Raw genomic sequence first — 11,398 nt, forward strand, 5'->3', positions numbered from 1 at the left:
GGCTGGGGCGCGCTGGTGGGCGGCGCCTTCACCCTGCTCGCCGTGCTGGCCGGTGGCGGCTCGATCGCCCTGGGCCTGGCCGCGCGGCGGCAGATCAAGCGCTCGGGGCAGGAGGGCCGGCTGCGCTTCACCGGCCGGGGCGTCGCGATCGCGGGCATCTCCTGCGGCGCCGCGGGCGCGGGAATTGCGCTCCTGACCCTCTTGTTGGTAGTGCTGGTGGAGGTCGCGTGACGCGTGGCGCGGGAAACAGGCACCGCGGCGTTGCTTCCGCGAGGCACCCGCTACACTTGTAATGCGGAGATGTCCATCATCAAGCTAGTCGGTCGGAGCGGCCGCTTTTCGAGCGGCTCGTTTTGACCTGCGTGCGTGTGGTGGGTACTCTTTCCCCTCGTGCCCGGGCTCGCCCGGGCAACTCGTGCGTGCGCCCGAGTCTGAAGTAACGACGGGGCAGTGGCACGACGGGCATACAGCCCGACAAAGACAAAAACTCGTCGCGCGTGACCTGCGCGCGGTGGGACCGTGAGCCGGACGACACGCCCGACCGCGGGTGCGGGAGCCCACCGGGGCCGCTCGCACACAAGGCATAACGAAGACGGTGCGGTCGCGTAAGAGCGGCCGAAGGGAGCGGAGAAACCCGGTGCCCACGATCCAGCAGCTGGTCCGAAAGGGCCGCCAGGCGAAGACGAGCAAGACCAAGACGCCGGCGCTGAAGGGAAGTCCTCAGCGGCGCGGCGTGTGCACGCGCGTGTACACCACCACCCCCAAGAAGCCGAACTCTGCGCTGCGCAAGGTCGCTCGTGTGAAGCTCAGCAGCCAGATCGAGGTCACGGCGTACATCCCGGGCGTCGGCCACAACCTGCAGGAGCACTCGATCGTGCTCGTGCGCGGCGGCCGTGTGAAGGACCTCCCCGGCGTTCGCTACAAGATCGTCCGCGGTTCGCTGGACACCCAGGGTGTCCGCAACCGCAAGCAGGCCCGCAGCCGTTACGGCGCGAAGAAGGAGAAGAGCTGACATGCCGCGTAAGGGCCCCGCTCCGCGCCACCCTGTGGTCGCGGACCCGGTTTACAACTCCCCCCTGGTCACCCAGCTGGTGAACAAGATCCTGGTGGGTGGCAAGCGTCAGCTCGCCGAGCGCATCGTCTACGGCGCGCTCGAGGGATGCCGGGAGAAGAACGGCACGGACCCCGTGGTCACGCTCAAGCGGGCCATGGACAACGTGAAGCCCACCCTCGAGGTCCGCAGCCGCCGTGTCGGTGGCGCGACCTACCAGGTGCCGGTCGAGGTCCGCACGCCGCGGCAGACCACCCTGGGCCTGCGCTGGCTGGTGCAGTACTCCAAGGCGCGCCGTGAGAAGACCATGATCGAGCGCCTGCAGAACGAGCTCCTCGACGCGAGCAACGGCCTGGGTGCCGCTGTGAAGCGCCGCGAGGACACGCACAAGATGGCGGAGTCCAACAAGGCCTTCGCGCACTACCGCTGGTAACAACCCCCGTCGCCGGCCCGGCCACCGTGCCGGGCTGCGACGCCGGTCCCGCCGGCATCCCGGGTCATCGGCCCGGGGCCCCAGTCGATATCGACGACGAAGAGTAGGGATTGCAGTGGCTGCCGCAGACGCGCTCGCCAAGGTACGCAACATCGGCATCATGGCGCACATCGACGCTGGTAAGACCACGACGACCGAGCGCATCCTGTTCTACACCGGCATCACGTACAAGATCGGTGAAGTCCACGAGGGCGCGGCCGTCATGGACTGGATGGAACAGGAACAGGAACGCGGCATCACCATCACCTCCGCCGCCACGAAGTGCGAGTGGAAGGGCTACACGATCCAGATCATCGACACGCCCGGCCACGTCGACTTCACGGTCGAGGTCGAGCGGTCGCTGCGTGTGCTCGACGGCGCCGTCGCGGTCTACGACGGTGTGGCCGGTGTGGAGCCGCAGACGGAGAACGTGTGGCGGCAGGCGGACAAGTACCACGTCCCGCGCATGTGCTTCGTCAACAAGCTCGACCGGACCGGTGCCGACTTCTTCCGCTGCGTGCAGATGATGATCGACCGGCTCAAGGCCACCCCGCTGGTCCTGCAGATCCCGATCGGCCTCGAGGGCGACCACATCGGTGTCGTCGACCTGATCGGCATGCGGGCCCTGACGTGGCGCGGCGAGACCCAGAAGGGTGAGGACTACGCGGTCGAGGAGATCCCGGCCGACCTCGCCGACCAGGCCGCCGAGTGGCGCGAGAAGCTCGTCGAGACGCTCGCCGACGTCGACGACGCCGTGATGGAGAAGTACCTCGAGGGCGAGGAGCTCTCCGAGGACGAGATCAAGGCCGCCATCCGGCGCGCCACGATCGCCAGCAAGGCCAACCCGGTGCTGTGCGGCTCGGCGTTCAAGAACAAGGGCGTCCAGCCCATGCTCGACGCCGTGGTCGACTTCCTGCCGTCGCCGCTGGACATCCCGGCCATCGAGGGCACCGCGACCGACGGCGAGACGCCGATGCAGCGCAAGCCGTCGAACGACGAGCCCTTCTCGGCCCTGGCCTTCAAGATCCAGACCGACAAGCACCTCGGCAAGCTGACGTACGTCCGGGTCTACTCCGGCACGCTCGAGTCCGGTTCCCAGGTGGTCAACTCCACCAAGGACCGCAAGGAGCGCATCGGCAAGATCTACCAGATGCACGCCAACAAGCGTGAGGAGCGTCAGACCGCGCAGGCCGGCGACATCATCGCCGTCCAGGGTCTGAAGCAGACCACCACCGGTGACACGCTGAGCGACCCGGCCAACCCGGTCATCCTCGAGTCGATGACGTTCCCGGAGCCGGTCATCCAGGTCGCCATCGAGCCGAAGACCAAGTCGGACCAGGAGAAGCTGGGCACCGCGATCCAGCGTCTGGCCGAGGAGGACCCGACCTTCCGCGTCTTCAACGACGAGGAGACCGGGCAGACCATCATCGCCGGCATGGGCGAGCTCCACCTCGACATCCTCGTCGACCGCATGCGGCGCGAGTTCAACGTCGAGGCGAACATCGGTAAGCCGCAGGTCGCGTACCGCGAGACGATCCGCCGCACGGTGGAGAAGATCGACTACGTGCACAAGAAGCAGACCGGTGGCTCGGGCCAGTACGCGAAGGTCGTCGTCTCGGTCGAGCCGCTCGACATGACGGCGGACGGCCCGACCTACGAGTTCGTCAACGCCGTGACCGGTGGCCGCATCCCCCGGGAGTTCATCCCGTCGGTGGACGCGGGCGCGCAGGACTCGCTGCAGTACGGCGTCCTCGCCGGCTTCCCGCTGGTCGGCGTCAAGCTGACCCTGCTGGACGGTCAGTACCACGAGGTCGACTCCTCCGAGATGGCGTTCAAGATCGCCGGCTCGATGGTCATGAAGGAAGCGGCCCGCAAGGCCGACCCGGCGCTGCTCGAGCCGATGATGTCCGTCGAGGTCACCACGCCCGAGGACAACATGGGCGACGTGATCGGCGACCTCAACTCCCGCCGTGGCATCATCCAGTCGATGGAGGAGCGCTCGGGCGCCCGCGTCGTCAAGGCTCTGGTCCCGCTGTCGGAGATGTTCGGCTACGTCGGCGACCTGCGGTCGAAGACGGCCGGCCGGGCGAGCTACAGCATGCAGTTCGACTCCTACGCCGAGGTGCCCCAGGGCGTGGCGAAGGAGATCATCGCGAAGGCCACCGGCGCCTGATGCGTTGAGGCGCGTGCGGCCTGTCGAGGGCCGCACGCGCACTAGCAGTCGACAGAGTCCCCATCGCCTTATCGGGCGTGCCGGGCGAGAAGAAAACCACAGTCCACAGGAGGACACCAGTGGCGAAGGCGAAGTTCGAGCGGACTAAGCCGCACGTCAACATCGGCACCATTGGTCACATCGACCACGGTAAGACGACGCTGACTGCGGCAATCACCAAGGTCCTGCACGACGAGTACCCGGACCTGAACCCCTACACGCCGTTCGACGAGATCGACAAGGCGCCGGAGGAGAAGGCCCGCGGCATCACGATCTCGATCGCGCACGTCGAGTACCAGACCGCGGCGCGTCACTACGCGCACGTGGACTGCCCCGGCCACGCCGACTACATCAAGAACATGATCACCGGTGCCGCGCAGATGGACGGCGCGATCCTGGTGGTCGCCGCGACCGACGGCCCGATGCCGCAGACCAAGGAGCACGTGCTCCTGGCCCGCCAGGTCGGCGTTCCGTACATCGTCGTCGCCCTGAACAAGAGCGACATGGTCGAGGACGAGGAGCTCCTGGAGCTCGTCGAGCTCGAGGTTCGCGAGCTGCTCAGCACCTACGAGTTCCCCGGCGACGACGTTCCGGTCGTCCGCGTCTCGGCGCTCAAGGCGCTCGAGGGCGACTCGGAGTGGACCGGCAAGCTCCTCGAGCTGATGAACGCGGTCGACACCGCGATCCCGCAGCCCGAGCGTGAGACCGAGAAGCCGTTCCTCATGCCGATCGAGGACGTCTTCACGATCACCGGTCGTGGCACGGTCGTCACCGGTCGCGCCGAGCGTGGCATCCTCAAGCCGAACGAGGAGGTCGAGATCGTCGGCATCCGCGAGAAGTCGACGAAGACCGTCTGCACCGGCATCGAGATGTTCCGCAAGCTGCTCGACGAGGCCCGCGCGGGTGAGAACGTCGGTCTGCTGCTCCGCGGCATCAAGCGCGAGGACGTCGAGCGCGGCATGGTCGTCGTGAAGCCGGGCACCACGACTCCGCACACGGAGTTCGAGGGCCAGGTCTACATCCTCTCGAAGGAGGAGGGCGGCCGGCACACCCCGTTCTTCCAGAACTACCGCCCGCAGTTCTACTTCCGCACCACGGACGTCACCGGCGTCGTCACGCTGCCCGAGGGCACCGAGATGGTCATGCCCGGCGACTCCACCACCATGTCGGTGAAGCTGATCCAGCCCATCGCCATGGAGCAGGGCCTGAAGTTCGCGATCCGTGAGGGTGGCCGCACCGTCGGCGCCGGTACGGTCACGAAGATCAACGTCTGAGTGAACGCTTCCCCACCTCGTGGGGACGCTCACAGGTGACCCCGATTAGCATTGTCGGACTCAATCCGGCATACTAGTCAGGTTGCGTCGCGCAGGGTGGTCAGCTGCCTTTGCAGTACAGGCAGGTGGCCACCCTCGCCCGGTGTCCGGCGTGTGTTGTGAAAGAGCCGCCGGCCGCCCCGATCCCGACGGATGGGGTCGCTCTTCGGAGCTGATCCACGGGCATGATCGCTCCAGATCTTTGGGGCGGAGCCTGGTTCCAGAGCGCGACACGCCCGACCGCGGGGGTCGGACAACGCAGGATCAACGGTCCTGCGGGCATGCGAGAGCCACCGCTTTCGCAGGTAGCGGCATCGAGAGAAGGAAACAGAAGCCACCATGGCGGGACAGAAGATCCGCATCCGGCTCAAGGCCTATGACCACGAGGTCGTCGACTCCTCGGCGCGGAAGATCGTCGAGACGGTGACGCGGACCGGGGCGCAGGTCGCTGGCCCGGTGCCGCTGCCCACGGAGATCAACCGTTTCTGCGTGATCCGTTCGCCGCACAAGTACAAGGACTCGCGCGAGCACTTCGAGATGCGCACGCACAAGCGTCTGATCGACATCATCGACCCGACTCCGAAGACGGTCGACTCGCTCATGCGCCTCGACCTGCCGGCTGGCGTCGACATCGAGATCAAGCTGTAGGGATCCGGACAATGGACAGGCAAGTGAAGGGGATCCTGGGCGCCAAGCTCGGCATGACCCAGGTCTGGGACAACAACAAGGTCGTCCCGGTGACCGTGGTGCAGGCCGGCCCTTGCGTCGTGACCCAGGTCCGCACCCCCGAAGCAGACGGTTACTCCGCGGTGCAGCTGGCCTACGGCCAGATCGACCCGCGCAAGGTGAACAAGCCCGAGAGCGGTCACTTCGCGAAGGCGGGTGTGTCGCCGCGGCGCCACAAGGTGGAGCTGCGCACCACCGACGCCGGCGAGTACGAGCTCGGCCAGGAGATCACCGTTGAGGCGTTCGAGGCCGGCGCGGCCGTCGACGTCACCGGTAAGACCAAGGGCAAGGGCTACGCCGGTGTCATCAAGCGGCACGGCTTCCACGGCCTGCGCGCGAGCCACGGTGTCGAGCGCAAGCACCGCTCGCCCGGCTCGATCGGCGCCTGCGCGACCCCCGGTCGCGTCTTCAAGGGCGTGCGGATGGCCGGTCGCATGGGTGGCCAGCGCTTCACCGTGCAGAACCTGACCGTGCAGGCGGTCGACGTCGAGAACAACGTGATCCTGGTCAAGGGCGCCGTTCCCGGCCCCAAGGGCGCGCTGATCCTCGTCCGCACCGCTGCCAAGAAGGGTGGTGCGAAGTGAGCTCCGTTGACGTGATCAACGCCGAGGGGACCAAGTCCGGCTCGGTCGAGCTGCCCGACAGCGTCTTCGACGTGCAGGCGAACATCCCGCTGATGCACCAGGTCGTCGTCGCCCAGCTGGCCGCCGCCCGTCAGGGCACGGCCAAGGCGAAGACGCGCGGCGAGGTCGCCGGCGGCGGCAAGAAGCCGTACAAGCAGAAGGGCACCGGTCGCGCCCGCCAGGGCTCGATCCGCGCGCCGCAGTTCACCGGTGGTGGCGTCGTGCACGGCCCCGTGCCGCGCGACTACTCCCAGCGGACGCCCAAGAAGATGAAGGCCGCCGCCCTGCGTGGCGCCCTCTCGGACCGGGCCCGCGAGGGTCGCATCCACGTGGTCGACGCCTTCGTCTCCGGCGAGACGCCGTCGACCAAGGCCGCCGTCGCCACGCTGCGCAAGGTCGCGAAGAGCACCAAGGTGCTGGTCGTGCTGGGCAGCCAGGACGCGACGAACTGGCTGTCGCTGCGCAACGAGGCCACGGTGCACCTGATCGAGGCCGGCCAGCTCAACACGTACGACGTGCTCGTGGCCGACGAGGTCGTGTTCACCAAGGACGCGCTCGACGAGTTCCTGGGCACCTCCGAGACCTCCGAGGAGGCGAACAAGTGAGCACGATCGCCGACCCGCGCGACATCATCCTCGCCCCGGTGGTCTCCGAGAAGAGCTACAGCGTTCTCGACCAGAACTGGTACACGTTCCTCGTCCACCCGGACGCGAACAAGACCCAGATCAAGATCGCGATCCAGCAGATCTTCGACGTCCGCGTGCTGACGGTGAACACCGCGAACCGCGAGGGCAAGCGCAAGCGCACCCGCACCGGCTTCGGTCAGCGCAAGGCGACCAAGCGCGCCATGGTGAAGCTGGCTGACGGTGACCGTATCGAGGCCTTCGGCGGCCCGGTCAGCTAAGGGGTTTGTGAATCATGGCTATCCGTAAGTACAAGCCGACCACGCCGGGCCGTCGCGGTTCCAGCGTCGCCGACTTCGCCGAGATCACCCGGTCCACGCCGGAGAAGTCTCTGGTCGTCCCGCTGCCCAAGAAGGGCGGCCGCAACGTCCACGGCCGGATCACCACCCGGCACCAGGGCGGCGGTCACAAGCGTCAGTACCGCCTGATCGACTTCAAGCGGAACGACAAGGACGGCGTGCCGGCCAAGGTCGCGCACATCGAGTACGACCCGAACCGCACGTCGCGCATCGCGCTGCTGCACTACGCCGACGGCGAGAAGCGCTACATCCTCGCGCCGAAGGACCTCAAGCAGGGCGACCGCGTCGAGTCGGGCGTGGGCGCGGACATCAAGCCGGGCAACAACCTGCCGCTGCGCAACATCCCGGTCGGTACGACGATCCACGGTGTGGAGCTTCGTCCCGGCGGTGGCGCCAAGCTGGCCCGCTCGGCCGGCGTCGGCATCCAGCTGCTCGGCCGTGAGGGCGCGTACGCCACGCTGCGTATGCCCTCCGGCGAGATCCGGCGCGTCGACATCCGCTGCCGCGCGACGGTCGGCGAGATCGGCAACGCCGAGCAGTCGAACATCAACTGGGGCAAGGCCGGCCGCATGCGCTGGAAGGGCAAGCGCCCGACCGTCCGTGGTGTCGCCATGAACCCGATCGACCACCCGCACGGTGGTGGTGAGGGTAAGACCTCCGGTGGTCGCCACCCGGTCAACCCGGCTGGTAAGCCGGAGGGCCGTACCCGCCGCAAGGGCCAGGAGAGCGACAAGCTGATCGTTCGCCGCCGCTACGCCACCCGCAAGCGCGGGTAACGGGAGTTAAAAGATGCCTCGCAGCCTGAAGAAGGGCCCGTTCGTCGACGACCACCTGCTCAAGAAGGTGGAAGTCCAGAACGAGAAGAATTCCAAGAACGTCATCAAGACCTGGTCGCGGCGCTCGACGATCATCCCCGACATGCTCGGGCACACGATCGCCGTGCACGACGGGCGCAAGCACGTCCCGGTGTTCATCTCCGAGGCCATGGTCGGCCACAAGCTCGGCGAGTTCGCTCTGACCCGCACGTTCAAGGGTCACGAGAAGGACGACCGCAAGAGCCGTCGTCGCTAGTCGGATCACGGATAGGAAAGGGGTTACAGCGATGCCAGCAAACAGCGATGTCGCGGCGCTTCCGGGCGCTCGCGCTGTTGCGCGCCACGTGCGCATCTCGCCGAACAAGGCGCGCCGTGTGATCAACCTCGTCCGCGGTCTGCCCGCGAAGGAGGCCCTCACGGTCCTGCAGTTCGCGCCGCAGGCCGCCAGCGAGCAGGTCTACAAGGTGCTCGCCAGCGCGATCGCCAACGCCGAGAACAACGAGCGGCTCGACCCGGACGCGCTCCTGGTCGCCGAGGCGTTCGTCGACGAGGGCCCGACGCTGAAGCGGTTCCGGCCGCGGGCGCAGGGCCGGGCGTACCGGATCCGCAAGCGCACCTGTCACATCACCATCGCGGTGGAGGCCGTCCAGGTCGCCGCTCCGGCCCGCAAGGCCGCCGCGAAGAAGGCCGCTCCGGCCAAGGCGGCTGAGGCCACCGAGGCGAAGCCGGCCGAGTCCCAGAGCACGGAAGGTGCCGAGTAATGGGTCAGAAAGTTCACCCCACCGGGTTCCGGCTCGGCATCTCCACCGACTGGAAGAGCCGCTGGTTCGCGGACAAGCTCTACAAGGACTACATCGGCGAGGACGTCAAGATCCGCCGCATGATGTCCAAGGGCCTGGAGCGCGCCGGCATCTCGAAGGTGGACATCGAGCGCACCCGGGACCGGGTCCGCGTCGACATCCACACCGCCCGGCCGGGCATCGTCATCGGCCGCAAGGGCGCGGAGGCCGACCGCATCCGCGGTGAGCTCGAGAAGCTCACCGGCAAGCAGGTCCAGCTCAACATCCTCGAGGTGAAGAGCCCGGAGTCGGACGCGCAGCTCGTGGCGCAGGGCGTCGCCGAGCAGCTGTCCAGCCGGGTCAGCTTCCGCCGGGCGATGCGCAAGGCCATGCAGTCCGCGATGAAGAACCCGGTCTGCAAGGGCATCCGTGTGCAGGTCTCCGGCCGCCTCGGCGGCGCGGAGATGAGCCGCACGGAGTTCTACCGTGAGGGTCGCGTTCCGCTGCACACGCTGCGCGCCGACATCGAGTACGGCTTCTTCGAGGCCCGTACCACGTTCGGTCGCATCGGCGTGAAGGTCTGGATCTACAAGGGCGACGCCGTTCCGGGTCGCGAGGTCGCCCCCGAGGCGCCCGCGCGTCCGCGCCGGGACCGCGGTGACCGTCCCGACCGTCCGCGTCGTGGTCGTTCCGGCTCGTCCGGCACCACCGCGGGTGGCACCGAGGCCGGCCGGGCCGCGCAGGCGCAGGCCGCCGCCGAGCCGACCGAGACCGCCGCTGCTCCGGCCGCGGCCGAAACGCAGCAGGAGGGCTGACACATGCTGATGCCGCGTAAGCCCCCGAAGGGCTTCCGCAAGCCGCACCACCCGGACCGCCACGGCGCGTCCAAGGGCGGCAACCGGGTGGTCTTCGGCGAGTTCGGTATCCAGGCCCTGGAGCCGGCGTACGTGACGAACCGGCAGATCGAGTCGGCTCGTATCGCCATGACCCGCCACATCAAGCGTGGCGGTAAGGTCTGGATCTCGATCTTCCCGGACCAGGCGCTGACGAAGAAGCCTGCCGAGACCCGCATGGGTTCCGGTAAGGGTTCGCCGGAGTGGTGGGTCGCGAACGTCAAGCCGGGAAGGATTCTCTTCGAGATGTCGTTCCCCAACGAGACGATTGCGCGTGAGGCGATGCGCCGCGCGATTCACAAGCTCCCGATGAAGTGCCGCATCGTGACGCGCGAAGTGGGTGAAAGCTGATGGCAGCGGGCGTGAAGCCGGCCGAGCTGCGCGAGCTCTCCGAAGAGGAGCTGGTCTCGCGGCTGCGGGAGGCGAAGGCGGAGCTGTTCAACCTTCGCGTGCAGGGTGCCACCGGGCAGCTCGACAATCACCGTCGACTGCAGGTGGTCCGCAAGGACATCGCGAGGATCTACACGGTCATGCGGGAACGTGAGCTGGGGCTCTCGGCCGCGCCGAGTGAGGTGACAGCATGAGTGAGAACACGACTGCTGCTCCGCGGGCTCAGCGCAAGACGCGCGAGGGCCTCGTGGTCAGCGACAAGATGGACAAGACGGTTGTCGTCGAGGTCGAGGACCGCGTCAAGCACGCGCTCTACGGCAAGGTCATCCGGCGCACGCGCAAGCTCAAGGTGCACGACGAGCAGAACGCGGCCGGCATCGGCGACCGGGTCCTCATGATGGAGACCCGCCCGCTCTCCGCCACCAAGCGCTGGCGGATCGTGGAGATCCTCGAAAAGGCCAAGTGAGTCTGGTGGGCCGGTGCGAGCCGGCCCACCGACCATCGTTCCGCCAAGCTTCGGACAGCAAGTCTCCGGAGAACTGGCAGACATAGGAGAACCCAGTGATCCAGCAGGAGTCGCGACTGCGCGTCGCCGACAACACGGGTGCCCGAGAGATCCTGTGCATCCGCGTGCTCGGTGGCTCCGGCCGCCGCTACGCGAGCATCGGCGATGTCATCGTGGCCACGGTCAAGGACGCGATCCCGGGCGCGGGTGTGAAGAAGGGTGACGTCGTCAAGGCGGTCATCGTTCGCACCGCCAAGGAGAGGCGCCGTCCCGACGGCTCGTACATCCGCTTCGACGAGAACGCCGCCGTCATCATCAAGGACGGCGGGGACCCCCGCGGTACGCGTATCTTCGGCCCGGTCGGCCGCGAGCTGCGCGACAAGCGGTTCATGAAGATCATCAGCCTGGCGCCGGAGGTGCTCTGACCGTGAAGATCAAGAAGGGCGACACGGTCGTCGTCATCGCCGGCAAGGACAAGGGTGCCAAGGGCAAGGTCATCGCGGCCTTCCCGCGCCAGGACAAGGTCCTCGTCGAGGGCGTCAACCGCATCAAGAAGCACGAGCGCATCCGTACGACGCAGCGCGGTTCGAAGACCGGCGGCATCGTCACGCAGGAAGCCGCGATCCACATCTCGAAC

At 67.5% G+C, this 11,398-nt stretch carries 17 protein-coding genes and 1 pseudogene; all 18 read left to right on the top strand.

Features of this window, described 5'->3' with window-relative positions; translation table 11 throughout:
- Positions 1–231: pseudogene (locus RBH18_RS40505) on the top strand (hypothetical protein); the annotation flags it as partial.
- Positions 232–637: 406 nt separating this feature from the next.
- Complete coding sequence (gene rpsL / locus RBH18_RS40510) at positions 638–1,012, top strand: 30S ribosomal protein S12 (protein WP_014440718.1); 375 nt, start codon at positions 638–640, stop codon at positions 1,010–1,012.
- Between the two features lies 1 nt (position 1,013).
- Positions 1,014–1,484: a 30S ribosomal protein S7 gene (rpsG, locus tag RBH18_RS40515; RefSeq protein ID WP_133873229.1), complete on the top strand. Its 471-nt coding sequence runs from the start codon at positions 1,014–1,016 to the stop codon at positions 1,482–1,484.
- A gap of 115 nt (positions 1,485–1,599) precedes the next feature.
- Positions 1,600–3,696, top strand: a complete 2,097-nt coding sequence (gene fusA, locus RBH18_RS40520) for an elongation factor G (RefSeq protein ID WP_306215830.1) — start codon at positions 1,600–1,602, stop codon at positions 3,694–3,696.
- 119 nt (positions 3,697–3,815) lie between these two features.
- A complete protein-coding gene (gene tuf / locus RBH18_RS40525; RefSeq protein ID WP_305786117.1) occupies positions 3,816–5,009 on the top strand; it encodes an elongation factor Tu in 1,194 nt (397 codons plus the stop codon).
- Positions 5,010–5,387: 378 nt separating this feature from the next.
- Positions 5,388–5,696: a 30S ribosomal protein S10 gene (gene rpsJ, locus RBH18_RS40530; protein ID WP_007073037.1), complete on the top strand. Its 309-nt coding sequence runs from the start codon at positions 5,388–5,390 to the stop codon at positions 5,694–5,696.
- Positions 5,697–5,707: 11 nt separating this feature from the next.
- Positions 5,708–6,358 (top strand): 50S ribosomal protein L3, encoded by a 651-nt coding sequence (rplC, locus tag RBH18_RS40535; RefSeq protein ID WP_306215832.1) that lies wholly within the window; start codon positions 5,708–5,710, stop codon positions 6,356–6,358.
- Complete coding sequence (gene rplD, locus RBH18_RS40540) at positions 6,355–7,002, top strand: 50S ribosomal protein L4 (protein WP_306215833.1); 648 nt, start codon at positions 6,355–6,357, stop codon at positions 7,000–7,002. The genes rplC and rplD overlap by 4 nt, the downstream gene beginning before the upstream one ends.
- Complete coding sequence (gene rplW, locus RBH18_RS40545; RefSeq protein WP_305786120.1) at positions 6,999–7,301, top strand: 50S ribosomal protein L23; 303 nt, start codon at positions 6,999–7,001, stop codon at positions 7,299–7,301. The genes rplD and rplW overlap by 4 nt, the downstream gene beginning before the upstream one ends.
- 14 nt (positions 7,302–7,315) lie before the next feature.
- The gene (gene rplB / locus RBH18_RS40550) at positions 7,316–8,155 is read left to right on the top strand and encodes a 50S ribosomal protein L2 (protein ID WP_305786121.1); all 840 of its coding nucleotides are present in this window, start codon (positions 7,316–7,318) and stop codon (positions 8,153–8,155) included.
- Between the two features lie 13 nt (positions 8,156–8,168).
- Entirely contained in the window at positions 8,169–8,450 is a 282-nt protein-coding gene (gene rpsS / locus RBH18_RS40555) for a 30S ribosomal protein S19 (RefSeq protein WP_067696121.1), read from the top strand.
- Between the two features lie 31 nt (positions 8,451–8,481).
- Entirely contained in the window at positions 8,482–8,955 is a 474-nt protein-coding gene (gene rplV, locus RBH18_RS40560) for a 50S ribosomal protein L22 (protein WP_306215834.1), read from the top strand.
- Complete coding sequence (rpsC, locus tag RBH18_RS40565; protein ID WP_305786123.1) at positions 8,955–9,788, top strand: 30S ribosomal protein S3; 834 nt, start codon at positions 8,955–8,957, stop codon at positions 9,786–9,788. The genes rplV and rpsC overlap by 1 nt, the downstream gene beginning before the upstream one ends.
- A 3-nt stretch (positions 9,789–9,791) precedes the next feature.
- The gene (gene rplP, locus RBH18_RS40570; protein WP_015618999.1) at positions 9,792–10,217 is read left to right on the top strand and encodes a 50S ribosomal protein L16; all 426 of its coding nucleotides are present in this window, start codon (positions 9,792–9,794) and stop codon (positions 10,215–10,217) included.
- A complete protein-coding gene (gene rpmC, locus RBH18_RS40575; protein ID WP_305786124.1) occupies positions 10,217–10,450 on the top strand; it encodes a 50S ribosomal protein L29 in 234 nt (77 codons plus the stop codon). The genes rplP and rpmC overlap by 1 nt, the downstream gene beginning before the upstream one ends.
- Entirely contained in the window at positions 10,447–10,722 is a 276-nt protein-coding gene (rpsQ, locus tag RBH18_RS40580; RefSeq protein ID WP_305786125.1) for a 30S ribosomal protein S17, read from the top strand. Before rpmC ends, rpsQ begins: the two co-directional genes overlap by 4 nt.
- 95 nt (positions 10,723–10,817) lie before the next feature.
- Positions 10,818–11,186 (top strand): 50S ribosomal protein L14, encoded by a 369-nt coding sequence (gene rplN, locus RBH18_RS40585; RefSeq protein ID WP_023358185.1) that lies wholly within the window; start codon positions 10,818–10,820, stop codon positions 11,184–11,186.
- Positions 11,183–11,398, top strand: a 216-nt coding sequence (gene rplX, locus RBH18_RS40590; RefSeq protein WP_306215835.1) for a 50S ribosomal protein L24, incomplete at its 3' end; no start/stop codon positions are given. The genes rplN and rplX, both read left to right, overlap by 4 nt.

The sequence above is a fragment of the Actinoplanes oryzae genome (assembly GCF_030757795.1).
Lineage (GTDB): Bacteria > Actinomycetota > Actinomycetes > Mycobacteriales > Micromonosporaceae > Actinoplanes.

Bases quoted from the DNA above. Each gene is read 5' to 3' on its own strand.
- rpsG (WP_133873229.1), top strand. From the start codon at position 1,014: ATGCCGCGTAAGGGCCCCGCTCCGCGCCACCCTGTGGTCGCGGACCCG.
- rpsJ (WP_007073037.1), top strand. From the start codon at position 5,388: ATGGCGGGACAGAAGATCCGCATCCGGCTCAAGGCCTATGACCACGAG.
- rplC (WP_306215832.1), top strand. From the start codon at position 5,708: ATGGACAGGCAAGTGAAGGGGATCCTGGGCGCCAAGCTCGGCATGACC.
- rplB (WP_305786121.1), top strand. From the start codon at position 7,316: ATGGCTATCCGTAAGTACAAGCCGACCACGCCGGGCCGTCGCGGTTCC.
- rpsS (WP_067696121.1), top strand. From the start codon at position 8,169: ATGCCTCGCAGCCTGAAGAAGGGCCCGTTCGTCGACGACCACCTGCTC.
- rplV (WP_306215834.1), top strand. From the start codon at position 8,482: ATGCCAGCAAACAGCGATGTCGCGGCGCTTCCGGGCGCTCGCGCTGTT.
- rpsC (WP_305786123.1), top strand. From the start codon at position 8,955: ATGGGTCAGAAAGTTCACCCCACCGGGTTCCGGCTCGGCATCTCCACC.
- rplP (WP_015618999.1), top strand. From the start codon at position 9,792: ATGCTGATGCCGCGTAAGCCCCCGAAGGGCTTCCGCAAGCCGCACCAC.
- rpmC (WP_305786124.1), top strand. From the start codon at position 10,217: ATGGCAGCGGGCGTGAAGCCGGCCGAGCTGCGCGAGCTCTCCGAAGAG.
- rpsQ (WP_305786125.1), top strand. From the start codon at position 10,447: ATGAGTGAGAACACGACTGCTGCTCCGCGGGCTCAGCGCAAGACGCGC.